20 protein-coding genes are annotated in these 21,047 nt (G+C 56.1%); 16 read left to right on the forward strand and 4 right to left on the reverse strand.

Annotation, left to right across the window (positions count from 1 at the left end):
• The first annotated feature begins 91 nt into the window (after positions 1–91).
• The gene (locus K7H09_RS01795; protein WP_230803333.1) at positions 92–985 is read left to right on the forward strand and encodes a LysR substrate-binding domain-containing protein; all 894 of its coding nucleotides are present in this window, start codon (positions 92–94) and stop codon (positions 983–985) included.
• Between the two features lie 117 nt (positions 986–1,102).
• Here K7H09_RS01795 and K7H09_RS01800 read toward each other — a convergent pair whose 3' ends face one another.
• Together K7H09_RS01800 and K7H09_RS01805 are read right to left on the reverse strand one after the other, a co-directional pair.
• Positions 1,103–1,948: an alpha/beta fold hydrolase gene (locus K7H09_RS01800; protein WP_230803335.1), complete on the reverse strand. Its 846-nt coding sequence runs from the start codon at positions 1,946–1,948 to the stop codon at positions 1,103–1,105.
• 460 nt (positions 1,949–2,408) lie between these two features.
• Positions 2,409–3,047 (reverse strand): NAD(P)-dependent oxidoreductase, encoded by a 639-nt coding sequence (locus K7H09_RS01805; protein WP_141440567.1) that lies wholly within the window; start codon positions 3,045–3,047, stop codon positions 2,409–2,411.
• Positions 3,048–3,157: 110 nt separating this feature from the next.
• On the opposite strand from K7H09_RS01805, the gene K7H09_RS01810 reads away from it, so the two are divergent.
• Positions 3,158–4,063 (forward strand): LysR family transcriptional regulator, encoded by a 906-nt coding sequence (locus K7H09_RS01810; RefSeq protein ID WP_190374489.1) that lies wholly within the window; start codon positions 3,158–3,160, stop codon positions 4,061–4,063.
• Here K7H09_RS01810 and K7H09_RS01815 read toward each other — a convergent pair.
• Complete coding sequence (locus K7H09_RS01815) at positions 4,060–4,758, reverse strand: FadR/GntR family transcriptional regulator (protein ID WP_223828087.1); 699 nt, start codon at positions 4,756–4,758, stop codon at positions 4,060–4,062. The two genes, K7H09_RS01810 and K7H09_RS01815, sit on opposite strands and share 4 nt — an antisense overlap.
• 276 nt (positions 4,759–5,034) lie before the next feature.
• Here K7H09_RS01815 and K7H09_RS01820 point away from each other — a divergent pair, with 276 nt between their 5' ends.
• From K7H09_RS01820 to K7H09_RS01840, 5 genes are all read left to right on the forward strand, one after another.
• The gene (locus K7H09_RS01820) at positions 5,035–6,030 is read left to right on the forward strand and encodes an asparaginase (protein ID WP_027957126.1); all 996 of its coding nucleotides are present in this window, start codon (positions 5,035–5,037) and stop codon (positions 6,028–6,030) included.
• Between the two features lie 77 nt (positions 6,031–6,107).
• A complete protein-coding gene (locus tag K7H09_RS01825) occupies positions 6,108–7,109 on the forward strand; it encodes a TRAP transporter substrate-binding protein (RefSeq protein ID WP_022521621.1) in 1,002 nt (333 codons plus the stop codon).
• A gap of 62 nt (positions 7,110–7,171) precedes the next feature.
• Entirely contained in the window at positions 7,172–7,693 is a 522-nt protein-coding gene (locus tag K7H09_RS01830; RefSeq protein WP_039857381.1) for a TRAP transporter small permease, read from the forward strand.
• A gap of 15 nt (positions 7,694–7,708) precedes the next feature.
• Positions 7,709–8,983, forward strand: a complete 1,275-nt coding sequence (locus K7H09_RS01835) for a TRAP transporter large permease (protein ID WP_009285971.1) — start codon at positions 7,709–7,711, stop codon at positions 8,981–8,983.
• Between the two features lie 85 nt (positions 8,984–9,068).
• On the forward strand, positions 9,069–10,469 hold the full coding sequence (locus K7H09_RS01840; protein ID WP_230803337.1) for an amidase: 1,401 nt from the start codon (positions 9,069–9,071) through the stop codon (positions 10,467–10,469).
• A gap of 13 nt (positions 10,470–10,482) precedes the next feature.
• Here K7H09_RS01840 and K7H09_RS01845 read toward each other — a convergent pair whose 3' ends face one another.
• The gene (locus K7H09_RS01845) at positions 10,483–11,532 is read right to left on the reverse strand and encodes a LacI family DNA-binding transcriptional regulator (RefSeq protein WP_230803339.1); all 1,050 of its coding nucleotides are present in this window, start codon (positions 11,530–11,532) and stop codon (positions 10,483–10,485) included.
• 194 nt (positions 11,533–11,726) lie between these two features.
• Between K7H09_RS01845 and ltnD the strand changes: the two genes are divergently transcribed.
• The 9 genes from ltnD to K7H09_RS01890 all read left to right on the forward strand — a co-directional run bounded on the left by ltnD (position 11,727) and on the right by K7H09_RS01890 (position 21,041).
• Complete coding sequence (gene ltnD / locus K7H09_RS01850; protein WP_330165613.1) at positions 11,727–12,662, forward strand: L-threonate dehydrogenase; 936 nt, start codon at positions 11,727–11,729, stop codon at positions 12,660–12,662.
• A gap of 1 nt (position 12,663) precedes the next feature.
• Positions 12,664–13,962, forward strand: coding sequence for a 3-oxo-tetronate kinase (gene otnK / locus K7H09_RS01855; protein WP_230803348.1), 1,299 nt, complete (start codon positions 12,664–12,666; stop codon positions 13,960–13,962).
• Positions 13,959–14,618, forward strand: coding sequence for a 3-oxo-tetronate 4-phosphate decarboxylase (gene otnC / locus K7H09_RS01860; protein WP_180089693.1), 660 nt, complete (start codon positions 13,959–13,961; stop codon positions 14,616–14,618). Before otnK ends, otnC begins: the two co-directional genes overlap by 4 nt.
• Before the next feature lie 43 nt (positions 14,619–14,661).
• Positions 14,662–15,459, forward strand: a complete 798-nt coding sequence (gene otnI / locus K7H09_RS01865) for a 2-oxo-tetronate isomerase (RefSeq protein WP_230803350.1) — start codon at positions 14,662–14,664, stop codon at positions 15,457–15,459.
• Between the two features lie 77 nt (positions 15,460–15,536).
• Positions 15,537–16,499 (forward strand): D-erythronate dehydrogenase, encoded by a 963-nt coding sequence (gene denD, locus K7H09_RS01870; protein WP_230803352.1) that lies wholly within the window; start codon positions 15,537–15,539, stop codon positions 16,497–16,499.
• A 103-nt stretch (positions 16,500–16,602) separates the two neighbouring features.
• Positions 16,603–17,622 (forward strand): TRAP transporter substrate-binding protein, encoded by a 1,020-nt coding sequence (locus K7H09_RS01875; protein WP_230803353.1) that lies wholly within the window; start codon positions 16,603–16,605, stop codon positions 17,620–17,622.
• Between the two features lie 60 nt (positions 17,623–17,682).
• On the forward strand, positions 17,683–18,246 hold the full coding sequence (locus tag K7H09_RS01880) for a TRAP transporter small permease (RefSeq protein ID WP_009285964.1): 564 nt from the start codon (positions 17,683–17,685) through the stop codon (positions 18,244–18,246).
• On the forward strand, positions 18,243–19,520 hold the full coding sequence (locus tag K7H09_RS01885) for a TRAP transporter large permease (protein ID WP_009285963.1): 1,278 nt from the start codon (positions 18,243–18,245) through the stop codon (positions 19,518–19,520). Before K7H09_RS01880 ends, K7H09_RS01885 begins: the two co-directional genes overlap by 4 nt.
• Before the next feature lie 63 nt (positions 19,521–19,583).
• Positions 19,584–21,041, forward strand: a complete 1,458-nt coding sequence (locus K7H09_RS01890; protein ID WP_051051765.1) for an aldehyde dehydrogenase family protein — start codon at positions 19,584–19,586, stop codon at positions 21,039–21,041.
• The last annotated feature ends 6 nt before the right edge of the window (positions 21,042–21,047 follow it).

The following is a 21,047-nucleotide window of genomic DNA, read 5'->3' on the forward strand; positions in this document are numbered from 1 at the left end:
GACCTCTGGTTATCAGCTTGGCGCTTTACCTTGGATCAATCAAACGAAAAGAACTACACTGTGGGTTAAGTTTTTCTGAAAGGTGGGTGTGATGAATCAACTCTCTAGCATAGCTCCCAGCCGGGCCGTCTTGCCGCTACTGGATAGCGAGGTGCTGCGCACCTTTGTGACCATTGCCGAAAGCGGCAGCTTCACCCGCGCCGCCCAGCAGCTATTTCGCACCCCTTCCGCGCTGAGTATGCAGATCAAACGCCTGGAAGAGATCCTCGGCCAGACGCTGTTTGTCCGCGAGGCGCGGCACGTACGCCTGACTGCTGAGGGGGAAGTGCTGCTGGGTTATGGGCGGCGGCTACTGAAACTCAATGCAGAAGCCGTGACCCAGTTTTTAGCCCCTACCATAGAGGGGCGTGTAGGGCTGGGGATAACGGATGACGTGGTAGGGCGTATTTTACCCACGGTACTCGCCCAGTTTGCCCGCTCGCACCCGGCGGTGCAGGTTGATGTCGAGGTGGGACGCAGCAAAGACCTGCTCGCCAGGTTGGACGAGGGCGAGCTTGATCTTGCCCTGGTGATGGCTGGAGGGCCTGGTCAGGCGACGCGGGGAGAGATCGTCCACAGCGAACCGCTAGTGTGGGCGGGCCGTGAGGATGGCGTTGCCGTGCAGCGAACGCCACTGCCTGTGACCCTGGCCCAGCAGGGGTGTGCGTGGCGCAGAATTACCCTTAATGCCCTTGATCAAGCGGGGATTGCTTACCGAATCGCTTACTCCTGCGACCACTGTGCCGGGCAGGAAGCGGCCATGCTGGCCGATCTGGCCGTGACGGCTTTTCCAAAAAGCTTGATTCGACCACCGCTCAAGCGTCTCCACAACGAGTCACTGCCACCGCTAGGGGATTATCAAGTAGCGCTGGTGAAGCGTGCAGGTAGTGGTGATGCCAGCGAGGTATTGGCTGAGCGGGTGGTGGAGGCGTTTTGTGAGGGGTGAGTGGTAATGAATTATCATTAGCTTTTGAGCGGTAATGATTTTTTAGCGTGATGGTGCTAAAGATTACATGACCACACTCTTGCTTAGTGAGGCCATGTAATAGGGTAACGAAAGTGGTTAGGCAACCTGACTTTCAAACTCGTTAGGAATCAAAAAACCGCGCAGAATTTTCTCCATTCGTTTGCGTGCATCAGCATGCTCGAGATCAAGAAAATGTCCTGCATTGGGCACGACTTCGAACTCGCATTTCGGCATATAGTCGTCGACGGTCAGGATGTCTTCTGGTGTTGTGTACTCATCCAGTTTGCCATTCACGAACAGCGTCGGTATCTCAATATTACCCAGTAGCTGCTCGTAGTCGGTGTCGTTCATGGAGAGTATTTGTTCAATATGAAAGCAGACCTGTTGAAGCTCTTGATCATCTAACCGTGAGAGATGCCGGTAATTAATATATTTTAGTAAGCGGGGTAAGTATTTGCCCACTTCTTCATTAAGCAGGTTAGCCGCGGTTTTAACATCGCCAATTTGAATATAATGGCGAGCACCATTGATATAGCGCAGCATGCCGTCGTTAAGCTGAGTTGAAAATGAGGCTAGCACTGCTCTTTTAATCGATGAGGGGGATTGCGCCAATGCCATCATGGCGGCATAGCCTCCCCAAGAAACGGAAAGTAACGACGTTGGTTGGTAACGTTCAATCAGAGCTAGGAGGATATTGACTTCATCCTCCTTGGTAATGATGCCACCCACAGGGTTATGTGGTTTTGACTGGCCAGCAAAAGGCAAGTCAAACAGGATAACGTTTAACCCGTCACTCAAATATTTAACACAGTTGGTAAAAGAGGCGGTAGTAGCTAGCGCGCCGTTGACCATAATAATACTTTCAGTATTTTGTGGCTGTTGATAGATTTCTACATGCACGCAATGATTGCCTATCTTAACGAGCTCGGTGTTGGCTTTCATGATGTTTTCCTTGCAGTAATTGGGTCAGTTAATGCGAGTCTAGTGCGTGCATGTCTGCGTAATGGGTTCTGAACCTAATAAGTTCATTAGCTGTCACAAGTGTGCAAGTTTTTTAGTATTTCTTTATTTGTGTTTACCTGATTGTTGAAGGTATAGGCGACTGCGTATGTAGGATATTGCTGACAGCATTTGTAAGAGATTCGCTATGCTTATGTAAGAAATGTCTTATAAGTAATTTTTTAATACACAGTTGTTGAGTAATGTGTGGTCAAGTGAGATTGGATTAATTAACATTGTTAAATATGACTGATGGTTTTACGGCGATGAACGATAAGTTCAGCAAAAAGGTGAAAGAGTAAATAGGTGAGGGTAACGGGAAAAGTGGGCGGGGAAATAGAAGAAAGAGGCAACCCCTCACCTATCTCCAGTGAGGGGCATAACGACTTAAATAGCGATTTGATCAGTACGCGACGCAGAAACGTTGGTTGGTGTTATGTGGGTTTTCCAGCTCATCAATCATGGCGATGGCATAATCCTGCACGGAAATACGACTATTACCTTTGCTATCGGTGAGTAGCGTATCGCCGCCAAGCCGGAAACTACCCGTGCGCTCGCCGGGGAAAATCTCAGCGGCGGGAGAGAGAAACGTCCACGCTTGCGCCGTTTGCCCGCGCAGCGTTTCAAGGGCCGTTTTCGCCCCTTCCGCCGTGGCCCGGTACTCTGCTGGAAAACCCGGTGCATCTAACAAAAGCTTACCCGGCGCTACCTCGAGCGTCGCCGCGCCACCCACTATCAGTAGCCTAGGCACGGCAGCTTGTTGAGTGGCTGACAAAATCGAGTGAAAGCCTTTGAGGTAATAGCCGTAAACATCCTCTTGGGCATGGCCACTAAAGGCGCTGATAACGGCCTCGGCACCGCGTAGCTGATCGGCAAGCGCATCGGTATTTAACACGTCACTTTTAACGATAGTGAGATTCTCCTGTGGCGCTACCCGCTCAGGTCGGGTCACTAACGCCGTCACGTGATGGCCGCGGGAGAGCGCTTCGGTTAATAGGGCAGATCCAATGAATCCGCTAGCGCCAATCAGTGCAATCTTCATAACAGTTCTCCTTAAGTAGGTTGTCGCTGCATTGTCGGACGCTTTATTGATTTGAAAAATAGCGATTAACGTAATTTACTGTTATCGATTTCATAACAGTAGGGCGATGAATGACCACCGCCAACGAGTTCGATTTAAACGGTTTGCCGATCTTTGTCGCTCTGGTGGAAGCCGGCAGCTTTACCAAAGCAGCGGAGCGGCTAGGCTGCACGAAAACCCGTGTCAGCCTGCAAATTCGGCAGCTGGAAACGCGCCTGGGTGTCACGCTGTTCCTCCGCACCACGCGGCGGGTTCAGCTCACCCAGGCCGGAGAGGCGCTCTACCATCAGTGCCACCCGCTGTTAATAGATCTACAGGGGGCGCTTGCCAGTGCTGTGAGCGATACCCAACAGCTGCACGGCGAGTTGCGTATCACGGCGCCCGAAGATTACGCCGCCGGGGTGTTGAGCGACGCGGTAGTGGCGTTTAGCCGCTTGCACCCTGCGCTGCATATAGAACTACGTAGCGGCGACCAAGTAAGCGATATGGTGCAGGACGGCATCGATTTAGCGTTTCGTCTAGGCTGGCTAAAAGACTCCACGCTACGCGCCCGTCGAATAGGCACTTTTCAACAGCATGTGGTGGCTGCTCCTGATTATCTGAAACGCTACGGCACGCCTTCACACCCCAAGGCGCTGGAAGACCATGCATGGATCGCTTTTACGCCGTTAAAAGCGCCGTTAACCTGGGCTTTCCAGCGACGCGATGAGCGGTATGAGGTGCAAATGAGCGCAGGGTTGGCAGCCAACTCAACGGTGAGCTTAGTCGCACTGATGGTCGCTGGCGGCGGTCTCTCCGTATTGCCGGATATGACCGCGGCGCCAGAGATCGCGGCTGGGCGTTTAGTGCGAGTACTTGAAGAGTGGACACTGCCGGAAGGCGGCGCCTATGCAGTCTATCCGCCGGGGCGGCACATAACCGCCAAAGCGCGCGCATTTATGACCTTTTTTGACGCCTGGTTACAAGAAGAGCCTTAACGGGGTGCTGCATTTAATTCGCTGTCACTGTCATAAGTTAGGTTGGTTTCCCAGCTTTCGCTGCTAACGGCTATCGCTGCATGAATACCGGCGGTATCGCCTGCTTTGAAGGCCGCATAGATAGCTTTATGGTCCTTCAAGGCGGTTTCCGGTAGTGAGCGCATAGAGGTTTCCAGTGCGGCTTCGATCAGTTGCAGCAAGGTTTCGCCGACGCGGATGGTCATGGGGTTATGAGTGCTGTGCAGAATGGCGCGATGGAAGGCAATATCGTGCTTGGAGGTTTGAGCACCCGCGCGGATGGCTTCTTCCATGGCGTCGATACTCTGCTGAATACGTTGATGATCCTCTGCCGTTGCCCCGCTCATTGCTTGAAGCGTGTAAGCCGGTTCGAACATACGGCGAAACTCCAGTACATCCCGCGTCATGCCTCGCGCCAGGATCATCCCGAACGCCATCGGGTCGACGAGCGGCGTGCCTGGTTCGCGGCGGATCATGGTGCCTTGACCCCGTTTGACCTCAACGATCCCTATCGCTTGCAGCATCTTGATGGCTTCACGCACGCTGGATTTACCAATGCCCAGGGTGTGAGTGAGTTCCGTTTCCGAGGGCAGGTAATCCCCTGGCTTGAGGTCGCCTCGTATAAGAGCGCTTTTAATACGCTCTAGCAGTTGCAGCGCAACTGAACTGCGATCCATTGAATCTCCAAAAGAGGCTGTACGGGTCGAGCTAATCTCGGGCTGGCGTTTAAAACTCATGAGGGCCTCGCGTGGCTCATCGGTGTTTCCTGCATTTTATCAATGCCCTAAGCCTAGCGGCTTAAGACAGCCGATTGCATATATTTAAAAGGCATATTCTTATTTTCCATTGTTTTATGTGACTGCCTTGCTAATGGTTTGTTCTTTAGTCTAGTCTGAAATCAGACATCTGATGTCTGTTGTCTGTGACGCAAAGCATAAAAGATGGGAACCTGAATGACCAAAAAGCACATCGTGGTATTGACCACGGGCGGCACTATTGCCAGCAAGCCCAGTGATTCAGGCCGAAGCCAGTCAGGGGAGCTAAGCGGCGAGCAGCTGCTGGATCAGGTAGCGCTGCCGCAGGGTGTCGACGTCACGTTAGAAGTGATGTCGATCCTGCAGAAACCCAGTAATGCCGTCACTCTCGCCGATCTTGCTGAACTCCATTGCCAAGGGCGGAGAGCATTGTCGCGAGCCGATGTGGACGGTCTGGTGATCACCCACGGTACCGATACCTTGGAAGAGACCGCTTACTTTCTATCGCTCACGCTGCCAGCGGATAAACCGTGTGTGATCACCGGTTCCCAGCGGGCGCCTCACCAGTTAGGTACCGACGCCTTTAAAAACATCTGCGATGCCATCGTGGCGGCGGTTAGCCCCCAACTGAGTCAGCTTGGCTGTGTCGTGGTATTCAACGAGTCGCTGTTTGCTGCGCGCTATGCCCGCAAGGTGAGCAGTTTCCAGTTGCATGGATTTGATGCCCCCGGCGCTGGTTCGCTGGGGTATATCGACGGTCAACGGCTCAAGCTTTATCACACAGGGACTGCGATTGAGCCCCCCATTGAAGGCTGGGATGTTCCGCTGCCGCGTGTCGATCTACTGCCCGCCTATCTGGATGCCTCGCCAGCACTGCTGAAAGCCTGCTTAGAGAGTGGCGCGAAGGGGGTGGTGATCGATGGCTTAGGCCGGGGCCACGTGCCACCTGGCTGGATGAACGAAATACGAGCATTGGTTAGCGCAGGTGTCCTTGTAGCGGTCGTGAGTAGTTGCGCTCAAGGGCCGGTGAACACCAGTTATGAGTTTAGCGGCAGCCTGGCTGATTTGGTCTCGGCTGGGGTGATCGCGCTCAACGATATCAGTGCACGCAAGGCAAGGCTTGCACTTGCCTTGCTGCTGAGTAGTACCCCGCGCGAAGCGCTGGGGGATGCGATGGAACGCTTAATGGCGTGAGCGGCCTTTTAACCTTGCTCAACTGCAATAACAGGAAACTAAAAAGCAATTCCCCATAACTAAATAAGGTGCTGGACATGAAACTAACGCTGACAAAAGCCACTCTCTCCGCTGCTATTGCTGTTGCTTCTCTAAGCGCGGCTCAGCTTCATGCGGCCGACTATACCTTCAGCTTCGCACACGTGTTGATTGAAGAAACGCCGAACGGCCAGGCGGCGCTGCGCTTTAAAGAGGAGGTAGAGGAGAAGTCCGATGGTCGTATCGAGATTAACGTGCTGCCGGCCGCTCAGGTAGGTGGCGACGTTGAAATCATTGAGCAGATTCAGATGGGTCTGGTCGATATCGGTATCCCGCCAACGGCCACCCTGGGTAACTTTGAACCGCGCATGCAGATTTTGGATCTGCCGTTCTTGATTGCCGATTACGACACCATGGTGGAAACCCTGGATGGTGAAGTGGGTCGCGAAATCCTCGATACCCTGAATGGCCATAACATGTACGGCGTCAACTTCTGGGGAGCGGGTTTCCGCCATATCACCAACAATGATCGCCCGATCGAAACCCCCGAGGATATGGACAGTATCCGCATGCGCACCATGCAGGCGCCGATCATCATCTCCACCTATGAAAACCTGGGCGCTAATGCCACCGCAATGGCCTTCACCGAGGTTTACAACGGCCTGCAGCAAGGCGTGGTGTCGGGGCAGGAAAACCCACTGGCCAACATCTATACCATGCGTTTCCATGAGGTGCAGGATTATCTCTCGCTGACCAATCACGCTTACCACGCCTATGCGGCGGTAATGAACCAGGACTCCTGGGACTCGCTGCCGGAAGATCTGCAAGCGGTCATGCTGGAAGCCTTCGATAACGGCCGAGACACGTCCCGTGCGCTAACGCTGCAGGACGAAGAGACCATCATGGAAGAGATCAAAGACGAAATTGCGATCAATGAGCTCACCCCAGAGCAGCGCGACGCCTTTATTGAAGCCAGCATGCCGGTGCACGAAGAGTATGAAGATATCGTCACCACGGAGTTGCTGCATAAAGTATATGACGCTGTGGGTATCGAGTATTGATCCAACGGGTCTACTAAGGCCTGGCTCCTCTCTTCTTACCCCTTTCAGGGTGTGGATATCTCATGTTCGAAGCGCTCAACAAATGTCTTGATCGCTTGGAAAGTGTGGCGATGGTCGTTTTCATGTCGATTGCGACCATCCTCACTACCATCCAAGTCGTGTATCGCTACGGCTTTAGCGGTTCGCTATTTTGGGCTGAAGAAGTCGTTATTTACTCCATTATCTGTATGAGTTTTGTAGGCGCCAGTATGGGTGTGCGCCATGGCACGCATATTTCGGTGGATGTGCTGAATGCCATTGCCTCGCCCGCTGTGAATCGCTGGCTGCACATGATCGCAGCACTGATCGGTATCGTGTTCGCTGGCTTTATGACCTATTACGGTTTTGTTCTCTATTTCAGCACGCTGGATCGCGGACAGTTAACCGCTGCACTTCGCCTGCCGATGGCATGGTTCTATCTGCCGATTGGCGTTTCCGGTGTGCTGCTGATTCTGCGTTATCTATGGGTAATCAATGAAGTCTGGAAAAAGCCTCCGGTGAGTCTCTCCGAAGAGCTTGTGGCTGAGTCGGATAAGCTCATTTAACCCTGGAGGGCGACCATGATTACTGCATTATTACCGATCTTTTTTGCCGTTCTACTGCTTGGGCTGCCAATCTTTGCTTCCTTGGCATTGGCGGTGTTTCTTGCCATTGAATTCTTTGGCGCTACCAATCCGGTAATCGTGCCGATGCGCATGTTTACCGGCATGAACAACTTCTCGCTGATGGCGATTCCGTTCTTTATCCTGGCGGCGGAGCTGATGCGGATTGGCGGGCTTTCCGACCGGTTGATCAATCTTGCCAAGGCGTTGGTAGGGTGGGTGCCAGGGGGCTTGGCAGCGGCCACGGTGCTGTCATGTCTCTTCTTCGGGGCCATTTCCGGTTCAAGCCCCGCCACGGTGGTGGCGATTGGCTCGATCATGTTCCCGGCACTTGTCGCTGCTGGCTACGATAAGCGCTTTGCGATTGGGTTGATCGCCACCGCCGGTACCTTGGGGCCGATCGTGCCGCCGAGTATTGCGCTGATTATCTATGGCTCAGTGACCGGTACTTCAGTGGGGCGGCTGTTTGCAGCGGGCCTGCTGCCTGCCATTGTGATTGCTTCGATTCTCATCGCCTACTGCATCGTCTTTAGCAGCATCAAAGGCTATGAGCGCGCCCCTTTCCCCTCGCTGAGGCAAATCTTGGTAGCCTTTAAAGATGCTGCCTGGGGCCTTGGCCTGCCGGTGATTCTGCTGGGGGGCATCTACAGTGGCGTCTTTACCCCGACCGAATCGGCGGCGGTCGCCTGCGTATATGGCCTGTTTGTCGGCATGGTGGTTTATCGCACCATTAACGTAACGGAACTGGTGGGAACACTAAGAAGCTCTGGATTGATTTCCGCGACGCTGCTGCTGATTACCGCAGGTGCCTCTGCTTTCTCTTGGCTGCTCGCTATTACCGGTACGCCTAGCCAACTGGCAGGTGAGGTGCTGTCGTGGACAGACGATCCGTTTCAGGTCATGGCGCTGTTTAATGTCGTGATGATCGTTGCTGGCTTCTTCCTCGATAGCGCCTCGGCCATCATTGTGCTCTCGCCACTGCTGCAACCGATTGCGGCCCAGGTAGGCGTGGACCCGGTGCATTTTGGGGTGATCACGCTGATCAACTTCTCGGTGGGGATGATTACGCCGCCGGTAGGGTTGAACCTGTTTGTCGCCATGGCGATCTCCAAGATGTCGCTGCAGGAAGTGTTCAAGGCCTGTTTGCCGCTGATTGGCTTGATGCTGTTAGCGCTGATCATCATCACCTATATACCGTGGCTGAGTACCTGGCTGCCCTCGTTAATCTATTAAAGGTGGAAACGTTAACAAGTAAGGTAGCTTTTGTAGCTGAAGCAATTTTGCGGTACATAGAGCACCCCACAGAGGTACGTAAAGCATGCAGGATTCACCCATTTTTCTACCGTTGCGTGAGCAGCGCGAGCGGCTGCGGGCGGGCACGCTGACCGCTACCGCGCTGGCCGAAGCGGCAATCGCTGCTTATCAGCAGCGCGGCAAACACGACCACGCCTACCTCACCTGGAACGGCGAGCAGGCACTGGCAATGGCAAAAGCTGCCGATGCGGTGCTCGCCCAGGGTGGTGATGCGGGGGCGCTAATGGGCATGGCGGTATCGATCAAGGATATCTACGCCGTGACGGGGCTGCCGACTTATGCGGGCTCTTCCCAACGCCTGCCGAAGCGCTGGGAGCGCCCCGGCCCGGTGGTGAGCACACTATTGAAACAGCTGCCTTCTGTGATGGGTAAAACCCACTCCGTTGAGTTTGCCTTTGGCGGCTTGGGCACCAATGCCCATTGGGGAGCACCACGCAACCCCTGGGATGCACATCAGCACCGCACGCCTGGCGGCTCAAGCTCCGGGGCGGGTGTTTCACTGGTGGGCGGTACGGCAAGTTTGGCATTAGGCACCGATACCGCCGGTTCAGTGCGTATTCCCGCCTCAATGACCGGCGTAGTCGGCCTGAAAACCACCGCCGGGCGCTGGTCGACCGAGCAGATCGTACCGCTTTCAAGCACGCTGGATACCCCAGGGTTACTGGCGCGTCGGGTAGATGACCTTGCCTTTGCGTTCGATGCGTTGGATGGCGGCCTTAGCGGTCAGGATGATCGAATGCCAGCAACACCGACGCTTGCCGGGTTGACCTTTGGAGTACCAGAAACGTTTTTCTGGGACGACTGCAGTCCAGGTATCGCGGAAACCGTACGCGGTGCCATTAAGCAGCTGGAAGCCGCCGGGGCGCGAATAGTGACCCTCGAGTTGCCCGGCATCGACGAAGCGTACGAACTCTTCAAGCTGGGCGGTGTGGCTGCGCCGGAATTGGCAGCGTTTCTAAACACCGAGCTACCCGAGATGATTGACTCCCTGGATCCTAACGTCGCCGCCCGCGTTAAAGCGGCAGATGACATGCCTGCCTGGGAGTATGTGCGTCGTCGCACGGTGCTGGACTCGCTTGCCGCCTCTGCTGCCGCTCGCATGGCCGATGTAGATGCAGTCCTTACTCCCACGGTGGCGATTACCCCGCCCACTATCGAGAGTCTTCAGCCCGAAGGTGCCTATCCCAAAGCCAACATGCATGCCCTGCGCAACACGGTGATCGCTAATTTCCTAGGCCTGTGTGCCTTAACGCTGCCGGTTGGGAAAGACGCCGCAGGTATGCCCGTTGGCCTGCAAGTGCTGGCCGGGCCGTGGCAAGACGCCAACCTGCTGGCAATCGGTCAGGCAATTGAAAACGAGCTGGGATCAGGCTTGGAGGTTCTTGGTCAACCGCCAGCGATATGAGCGCTGAGGCGGCCTAAGTACTCCCGCCGGTTTGGAGCGTAAAGCCCACATCGTGCTGGCGGCGGTAGACGTTTTTACCGCTTAGCCGCCGAATGAGTTCTTTGGCGGCTAAGCGGCCCATCTCTTCTCTGGGTGAAAGAATGGTAGTGAGCTGAGGAGTTACGTGCTGACCAAGGGGCAGGCCGTTAAACCCGGCAATGGCGATATCCCCTGGCACCTTTAGCCCTTGACGTTGAGCAGCCAGCAGGGCGCCTGCCGCCAGGTCGTCATTGGCAAAGTGAATGGCTTGGGTATGAGGGTATTGCGCGAGCACTTGGGCCAGCCCTTCAGCGCCCGCTTGCAGGCTGCCCAGGGTGTCTAGTTCCAGTAGTGGGGCGTCGATCCCTTTCTCCTTTAGCACCGCTTTATGTCCATCAAAACGCATGCTGGCGCGATAATCCTGTGAGAGCCGTGCGCCCACATAAACAATATTGCGGTAGCCTTTGTCGAGAAGATGACCGGCCATGCAGCGGCCTGCCGCCACGTGATCCAGCCCAACGTTAAGATCCATGCCTTTGCCCAGCTCCATCACCTCCATAATGGGGTGATCCCAGTTCGCCAGCAGCGTATGGCACGCCTTGTTATGGCGCAGCCCAGCGGTGACCAGTGCAGAGCATGACCAGCCCAGAAAAGTACGTACCAACTGATACTCGCGGTCTAGATCGTAGTCGGTGTTACCTAGCAGTATCTGGTAGCCCTCGGCTTCCAGCGTCTCCTGCAGCCCCTTGATGACTTCCACAAACACGCTATTGATCAGTGACGGCACGATCACGGCAATCAGCCGTGATCGGGATGAGGCCAGACTACCGGCTACCAAGTTGGGTACGTAGCCCAGTTTCTCTACGGCTTGTAGAACACTCAGGCGTGCACTATCGCTGACCTTATCAGGGTTGTTCAGTGCTCGAGATGCGGTAATCGGTGATACCCCTGCCGCTTGCGCCACTTGGCTGAGCGTGACTTGGTCGGAGCTTCGGCGCTGCCTGGCAGGGCTGGGAGAGGCAGCGTTGGGCGAGTCTTTAGACATTGGTCGCACGTCCCTGATTTTCAGCTTGTCGTAACGCCAACAATAATCTAAAACGAATGGTAGCGCTATCATGACAGCGCTACCATTTAGCTTCTAATTGCACCGCGACGATAGCAACAAACACAACAACGTTCTCAGTAACAGTCTCAACAGCCGTCTCAACAACAGTCTCAACAACCAAGAGGTGCCGTTAGGTGAGCCAACACGATAAGCAATCACTTCAAGTAGGTCTTATTGGCCTGGGCGCCATGGGCATGGGTACGGCCACCGCTTTGCTCAAGCAGGGATTTAATGTGACCGGGTGTGATATTTCCGCTGGGGCACGCGATGCCTTCGTGGCAGCAGGGGGGCAAAGCGTAGCCACTCCTGCCGAGCTTGCTCACTGCCATATCGTGTTGGTGGTTGTCGTTAACGGGGCGCAGGTTGAGCAAGTGCTGTTCGGTGAACAGAGTGTGGTAAGCCACTTGGCCCGGGGCAGTCTGATCATACAGTGCGCCACGGTGGCGCCCAGCCAGGCCAAACAGCTTGGTGAGCGTGTGGCGGCAGAGGGTTTGCTGCTGCTGGATGCGCCGATTAGCGGCGGTGCTGCTAAAGCCAAAAGTGGTGAACTATCGGTAATGGCATCTGGGGCAACGGAGGCATTTACCTACGCCGAAGCAGTGCTAAACGCTATGGCTGCCAAGGTTTATCGCCTTGGCGATGCGCCTGGCGTTGGCTCAAGTATGAAACTGGTCAATCAACTGCTGGCAGGTGTGCATATCGCCACCGCCGCTGAAGCCATGGCGTTGGGCATTCGTATGGGGCTCGACCCAGAGGTTATTTATGACGTCATTACCCACTCGGCGGGCAACTCCTGGATGTTCGAAAACCGCGTGCCGCATATCCTGAGTGGTGACTACACGCCGCTTTCGGCGGTGGATATCTTCGTCAAAGATCTCAACATCGTGCATCAAACCGGCCGCGAGCTGGCGCTGGCAACGCCCGTTGCTTCAAGCGCTCTGCAGCAGTTTACCGCTGCCAGCGGTGCAGGTTTTGGTCGCGAAGATGACTCGGCAGTGATTAAAGTCTACCAGCGGTTATCGGGCATCGTGTTGCCAGAAGCTGCCAACGACGCTCAGGGAGCCGAATAAAATGGGGAGGGGAGCGAACATTGTACTGGGCGCCATTGCCGATGACTTCACTGGCGCGACCGACCTTGCCAATAACCTGGTGCGCGGCGGTATGCGCTGCCTGCAGGTGATTGGCGTGCCTCAGCAAGAGGTCGACCTCACTGATATCGATGCGGTAGTCGTGGCGCTGAAATCGCGTTCCTGCCCGGTAGACGAAGCCGTGGCGGACTCACTGGCTGCCCTTGAGTGGCTTCGCCAGCAGGGCGCCCGGCAACTGTTCTTCAAGTACTGCTCCACCTTTGATTCCACTGAACAGGGCAATATCGGCCCGGTGGCGGATGCGCTGCTGGAAGCCCTGGACGCGTACCAGACGGTGATGGTGCCCGCCTTCCCGATTAACGGCCGTACGGTCTACCAGGGCCATCTGTTTGTAGGCGACCGCTTGCTCAACGACAGCGGTATGCAGCACCACCCACTGAACCCCATGCAGGACGCGGATCTGATGCGAGTACTCTCCCGCCAAACGCTGCACCCGGTGGGCTTAGCCAACCGCGCGGTTCTGGTTCAAGGCGCAGAGGCGACCTGTGCTCACTTAACGATGCTGGCAGATCAGGGGGTTCGCCATGTGATCTGTGATTCCCTGGATGAGCAGGATCTGGATGTACTTGCTGAAGCTACGGTTGCGATGCCCTTGGTTACCGGCGGTTCAGGGCTAGGGCAGGCGTTGCCCGCCCAGTATCGTGCCCAGGGCTGGCTGGGCACGATCAGTGAGCCGGGGCGTTTATCGCCTGCCTCGGGCGGTGCGCTGGTGCTCTCCGGTAGTTGCTCCCGGGTCACGCTGTCCCAGGTGGCGGATTTTCTGGCCAAGCACCCTGCTGGTGGCTTTGCCCTGGATCCCTTGGCGTTGGCCGAAGAAGGACAACAGCAGGAGCAGGCGCTGGCCTTTGCCCGCAAGCGCTTATCTCAAGAGGCGCCGGTACTGCTCTATGCCTCGGCTGATACTGAAAAGGTTAACGCCGCCCAGCAAGCCCTTGGCGTTGCGCATGCGGGTGCGTTAGTGGAAGAGGCGCTGAGCCAGTTGGCTGTCAAGCTTGTAGATGAAGGCGTTGGCCGGTTGCTGGTCGCCGGGGGCGAAACGTCAGGTGCAGTAGTCTCGGCGTTGGGCATTACCACTCTGCGCATCGGTGAGCAGATCGACCCTGGCGTGCCCTGGACGCAAACCCCAATGGTGGGTCGCGAAGCGCCGCTGTCGCTGGCGCTGAAGTCCGGCAACTTTGGTGGCGTCGACTTCTTTACCCGGGCGTTTGAGGTGCTGGTATGAGCATCCACTTGCATCGCCATCCCCAGAACAGTTTGCGGGAGCAGATCAGCACCCTGGGCAAATCGCTGTTTGACCGCGGCCTGACCATGGGCTCCAGCGGCAATATCAGCGTGCGGCTAGACGATGGCGGCTGGCTGATGACACCCACTAACGCCTGCTTGGGGCGGCTGGATCCTGCGCGTATCTCTCATCTAGATAACAACGGCCAACTGCTGAGTGGCGATAAGCCTACCAAAGAGCAGTTTTTGCATATGGCGATGTATGAGGAGCGCCCGCAATCCGGCGCGATTGTGCACCTACACTCTACCCACTCGGTGGCGGTCTCCTGCTTGCCCGATGTGAATCCCTGCGACTGCATACCACCGCTGACCGCCTACTACGTGATGCGGGTGGGGAAACTGCCGCTGGTGCCGTATCACATTCCTGGCGACCCCAAGCTGGGCGATGCAGTGCGGGGATTAGCGGGCAAACACAGCGCGGTATTGCTGGCCAACCACGGCCCGGTGGTGGCGGGTAAAAACCTCGAGGCAGCGGTCTACGCCACCGAAGAACTGGAAGAAACCGCCAAGCTTTACCTGTTGCTGCGGGGCGAGAACCCAAGAGGATTAACACCTGAGCAGGTGGCTGAGCTGGAAGCGCGCTTTCCACGGGATTAACGACGCACTTAACAATGACGTACTGAACAACAAGAGCACCACGATGATTCGATTAGCCGCCAACCTCAGCATGCTGTTTAACGAGCACGCCTTTATGGATCGCTTTGCCGCTGCTGCGAAGGCGGGCTTTAAAGGCGTTGAGTACCTGTTCCCGTACGCCTATGCCGCCGATGAGTTAAGAGATGCGCTGAACAAGCACCAACTGGAGCAAGTGCTGTTTAATCTGCCGCCAGGTGATTGGGATGCAGGTGAGCGGGGCTTGGCGAGCTTGCCGGGTCGAGAAGGGGAGTTTCGTGACTCGGTGGTTGAAGGGCTACGTTACGCCGAGGCGCTCAACTGCCCTCGGGTGCATGCCATGGCGGGGCTGCTCCCGGAAGATGCCGATGCCGCGACCCAGGCTGAACACCACGCCACCTATATCCGCAATCTGCGCTTTGCTGCGAGTGAAGCGGCCAAGGTTGGTCGGGACATACTGATCGAGCCGATTAATACGCGCGATATGCCCGGCTTTTTTCTCTCTCGCCAGGCCCAGGCCATGGCGGTATTGGAAGAGGTAGGGGCAGGAAATCTAAAGCTACAGTTTGATCTCTACCACTGCCAAATTATGGACGGCGACTTGATTCGTCACCTTGAACGCCAGTTCAGCGCCATAGGGCATATTCAAGTCGCAGGCGCACCCGGGCGCCACGAACCGGATGTGGGGGAGGTGCATTACCCGGCCATCTTCGAGCGCTTAAGCGCGCTGGGCTATAGCGGCTGGATCGGCTGCGAGTATCGCCCCCAGGCCGACACTCGCGCGGGGCTGGGGTGGGGCGAGGTGTGGGGCCTAACCACACACTGATCGGCACTATCTGCTCGACTCCCACTGATCGGCCCCAACTGAATGAACAATAACAACACTACAACAGGATCCTCACGATGCATATTGCCATTACCGGTGCTGCTGGGTTTCTCGGCCAGCGTTTAGTCAAGCAATTGCTTGAACGTGGTGAGCTTCGCCAGCAGCCTATTACGCGCTTGACACTGATTGACCAGATCGAAGCGCCGCAGCCTGCAGCGGGAAGTGTTGCTGTGACATCAGTGGCGCTGGATATTACCCAACCCGGCGCACTGGATAGCGTGTTAGAGCAGCGACCTGATGTGATCTACCACCTGGCGGCGGTCGTAAGCTCCGCCGCAGAAGCCGATTTGGAACTCGGTATGCGGGTTAACTTCGATGCCACACGGGCGCTGCTGGAAGGCTGCCGGGAGCAGGAGCTATCCGATACTCGCTTGATTATGGCCAGCTCCGTGGCGGCCTACGGCGGTGAGTTGCCGGAGGTACTGGATGATATGACGGCACTCCATCCGCAAAACTCCTACGGTGCACAAAAAGCCATGTGCGAGCTGCTCATCAACGATTACAGCCGCCGAGGGCTCATTGATGGGCTAGTGCTGCGCCTGCCGACGATCGTGATTCGACCCGGCCGCCCTAATGCTGCGGCCTCCAGCTTTGCTTCCAGCATCCTACGTGAGCCGCTCAAGGGCGAAGAGGCGGTTTGCCCGGTGCCTACCGAGCTGCCGATGTTTGTGATGTCACCGGGCAGAGTGGTGGCGGCGCTGATCCATGGTGCGGAAGTACCAAGCGAAGCCCTGGCCCCTTTTCGTGCCTTTATGCTACCCGGCATTACCGTCACGGTGGCCGATATGCTGGCAGCACTGCGCGATGTGGCCGGCGAGCAAGCGCTTGCGCTGGTACGCCATGAGCCTGACCCGCGCATTGAAGCCATTGTGGCGAGCTGGCCGGCGCGTTTTGAAACCGCGAAAGCCAAGCAGCTTGGTTTTGTGGGCGATGACAACTTTAAACAGATTATTGATGCATTCGTTACTGAACCGTCGTGAGTTCCGGTCTGCCGCATGCGGCAGACAAAACCTGGGGCGACGCTAGCAATAGCGTGTGTCGCTCCAAACTCCACCCTCACAACAACATAAAGAGGGCACTTCAATGACTAAGCAACACTCTACAACGACACCCACAATTACACGCCATGCCCTGGTGGCGGCGATTAGTGGTATTGCTACCGTCGGTATTGCACTACAAGCCAACGCGGCGACGGAAGTGAACCTGGGGCACACCCTTTCAGACAGCTCCCACTACTCAGTGGGCGCCGACGCCTTTAAAGAGGCGCTGGAGCGTTTGTCGGATGGCGAATTTACGGTGACCGAGCACACCTCGGGGTCGCTGGGCGGCGAGCGGGAGATGATCGAAGGGCTGCAAATCGGCACCGTCGATGTGGTGATTACCTCCACCGGCCCGCTAGGTAACTTCGTTCCTGAAACCTATGTGCTCGACCTGCCGTTCCTGTTTGAGAACTACGACCAAGCGCGCTGCGTACTGGATAGTGAGCTTGGCGACGAACTACTGGAAAAAATGGGCGATCACGATTTGATCGGCCTGGCTTGGACAGAGAATGGCTTCCGCCATCTGACCAATAGCCAGCGAGAAATCGCCACACCAGCAGATGCTGAAGGCCTGCGCGTTCGCACCATGGAGAACGAGGTGCATCAGGAGGCTTTCCGCCAGATGGGTGCTCGGCCAACACCGATGGCCTTCCCGGAACTGTTCACGGCACTTCAACAGGGTACCGTCGATGGTCAGGAGAACCCGATTACGGTCATCGTCGCCACCAACTTCTGGGAAGTGCAGGATTACCTCTCATTAACCGGGCACGTCTATTCGCCGGCCATCGTCCTGGGGTCGCCGATTCTGCTAGATGGCTTAAGTGACGAAGAGCGTGGCTGGTTTAGGGAAGCCGCTGTCGCATCTGCTGAAGCGACCCGTGAAGAGGTCTCGCGGCTAGAGCGTGAAGGCGTGGCGCTGCTGGAAGAGAATGGTATGACGGTAAAGACCGACATTGATGTTGCTCCTTTCCAGGAAGCGGTTCAGCCCGCCTATGAGATATTTACTTCTGAGTACGGCACCGAAATGCTGGAGCGCATTCAGGACAAAGCCAGCAGTTGCTGAGCGCTTCTTCCTCCCCGGCCTTCGGCGTAGCCGGAGGCCGCTTTGGCATGGTGATCTCTTATGCTAGCGGTATTTCTTCGTTTTGAGCATCAGTTAACCCGGCTTGCAATGCTGATTGCAGTGGTCATGCTGGCGATATCGGTAACCCTCAGCTTTTATCAGGTGCTCACCCGCTTTGTGTTTAACGCCCCTTCTACCTGGACGGAAGTCGCCTCCCGCGCTGCCATGATCTGGTGCGTATTTATGGCCGCTGCCGCCACCTTTCGGGGCGGTTACATGATGGCGGTGGAGGTCGTTTATAAAGTGGTACCTGCGCGTTTTCTCACTCTTTTAGAGGTGCTCATTGTGGTGTGCTGCCTGCTGGTGCTTGGGGTGCTGATCCATTACGGCATCCAAATGACGATGCGGGTGAGCAATCAAACCATGTCGGGAATGAATATTTCGATGTCGTGGGCCTATGCGGCGATTCCCACGGGTTCAAGTTTTGCCATTGTGGCTGTTGCGGCTCGGCTTTTAGCGCAGCTCAGTGGACGTGAAAAGGTAGGGCCGGAGAATAGCGAAATTACTCCTGAGAAGGCGTTGGTTGAAGATGGCCATCTCCCTAAAGGAGGGGCGCAGTCATGAATATGGTTATTGGCCTGTCGCTGATCATTCTATTCACCTTCGGCGTGCCGATCGCGATTTCGATTATCCTGGCGTCAATTATCGGCATCGAATTCTTTACTCGCTTGCCACTGTTGCTGGTGCCGCAGCAGATGTTTATCGGTATTGATAAATTCCCGCTCATGGCGATCCCATTTTTTATTCTTGCCGGGAATTTGATGGCCGCAGGGGGCATCTCCCAGCGCTTGGTGGACTTAGCCAAATCTATCGTGGGGAAGGTGCAGGGTGGCTTGGCCATGTCCTGCGTACTGACCTGCATGATGTTTGCGGCGGTGTCAGGCTCCAGTGTGGCCACCACCTTCGCGATTGGCGCCATCCTGATTCCGGCGATGGTAAAACATGGCTACCCTAAGCCCTTGGCTGCCTCCATTCAGGCGTCATCCGCTGAGCTGGGCGTGCTTATACCCCCGTCGATTCCTCTCATTCTTTATGGCGTGAGCACCGATACGTCCATTGGGCAGCTGTTCCTCGCCGGCATTGGCCCCGGCATATTGATTGGCAGCGCGCTGATACTCTTTCTCTACCTGTTCTGCAAGGTGCGCGGTTACGGCAAGGACGACTATAAAGACAGCACCGGCTTTATGATCTCGGTAAAGCGTGCCTGGGTGGCTATGCTGATGCCGGTGGTCGTGATTGGCGGTATCTATGGCGGGATATTTACCCCGACTGAAGCCTCCGCCGTGGCGGTATTTTTTGCCCTGATCGTGGGCGGTTTCTACTACCGTGAACTGAAGGTCGATGACCTGTGGCCGATTATGCGCCAGAGCGTTGTCTCAACAGCTGCTGTCATGCTGATTATTGCCGCCGCCTCGCTCTTCAGCTTTCTGCTAAGCCGAACGGGGCTGCCCGCGCAAATTGCCACTCTGGTCACCAGCACCATCAATGATCCTCTGATGTTTTTGCTGGTGGTCAATGCATTGCTGTTGGTTGTCGGCATGTTTATCGAAACTTCCGCCGCTATTCTGGTGTTGGCACCGATATTGACCCCGATTGCAATGCAGTTTGGCATCCACCCCGTCCATTTTGGGCTGGTGATGGTGGTTAATCTGGCGCTTGGCATGATTACGCCGCCGCTCGGCGTAAACCTCTTTGCTGCCTGTGCGGTTGCCAAAATTTCGATCGATCAAATGCTGCCATGGCTGGTGCGCTTTGTGCTGGTGGTATTGGCCTGCCTAATGGCGATTACCTATATGCCGTGGATTTCCATGGGGCTGGTGACTGCTTTTTACGGTTAATTTTTTACTGAATCCTGTCGCTTTTTAGCATTACCCGAACAATGACAATTAAAGGAGTGCGATATGCAAGATGCATTAGTGTTACCGCCTCAGCAGGCGCTGATTGGTGGTGAGTGGGTTGATACGGCCACTACCTTACAAGTAGAAGCACCAGCTTCGTGTGAGCCTTTGGCACGTATAGCACGTAGCCAGGAGGGTGACGTAAAGGCAGCCGTTAAGTCGGCACACCAGGCGTTTTCCGGCCAATTGGGCGAGTGGGCGAGTTGGTCTGCCCGGCAGCGCAGCGAATGGTTGCTACGCTTTGCAAATATTATCGAGGCGCATCACGAGCAACTGGCACAGCTTGAGTGTGCTGATACCGGGAAGCCTATGACTCAAGCCAGGGGCGATATTGGTGCCTGCGCACGCTACTTTCGCTTCTATGGCGGTGCGGCGGACAAGCTTCACGGTGAAACCATCCCCTTTGAGACCGACTTCGCGGTCATGACCCTGCGTGAGCCCTACGGCGTGTGTGCGCAAATTATTCCCTGGAACTACCCATCGCAGATCTTCGGGCGCTGCGTAGCGGCGGCGCTGGCCGCGGGTAATACCGTTGTGCTCAAGCCCGCGGAGGATGCCTGTTTAAGCGTACTGCGTTTAGCGCAACTGGCAGTGGATCATGGCCTTCCGGCGGGTGCACTCAACGTGGTGCCAGGGCTTGGTGCTGAAGCGGGCGCTGCCCTTGCTGCCCACCCAAACATTGATCATCTCTCCTTTACCGGCTCGCCAGAGACCGGCACCCATGTCGCCCAGGCGGCCGCGCAGCACCATGTACCCGTCACCCTGGAACTTGGCGGTAAGTCTCCCCAATTAGTGTTTGCTGATGCGGATCTTGATGCCGCGCTTCCTGCGGTGGTGCGCGGCATTATTCAGAATGCCGGGCAGACCTGCTCCGCAGGCAGCCGTTTGCTGGTGCAGCGGGAGATCGCTGAGAGCGTGGTTGCTAATCTCTGTGAGCGCTTCTCTGCTTTGCGCTGTGATGCCGGCGAAGCGGACGCTGACTGCGGCCCACTGATCAATGCGCGTCAAAAAGCCAAGCTGGAAGCGCGCTTGGCGGCCGCCGAAGCCGACGGTATTCGCGTGGCAGCAAAAGGTCAGTTAGCGGCAAGCGCGCCAAGCGGCGGCCACTTCGTAGTGCCTCAACTACTCACCGATATTCCCGAAGGGCATGAAGTGCTTCAAGAAGAGCTGTTTGGCCCAGTGCTGGTGGTGCAGGTGTTTGAGGACGAAGCGGAAGCTCTGGCGCTGGCTAATGCCACCGATTTTGGACTCTGTGCCGGTATTTGGACGCGCGATGGTGGCCGTCAGCTCCGTTTGGCCAAAGGGATTCGTAGCGGCCAGGTATTCATCAACAACTACGGGGCCGCCGGTGGTGTAGAGCTACCATTTGGTGGTGTTGGCCGTTCCGGGCACGGTCGGGAAAAAGGCTTTGAGGGCCTGCGAAGCTACACTCAGATTAAAACTATCGCGATTAAACATTAACGGACG

The sequence above is a fragment of the Halomonas sp. IOP_14 genome, assembly GCF_021021315.1.
GTDB lineage: Bacteria > Pseudomonadota > Gammaproteobacteria > Pseudomonadales > Halomonadaceae > Vreelandella > Vreelandella titanicae.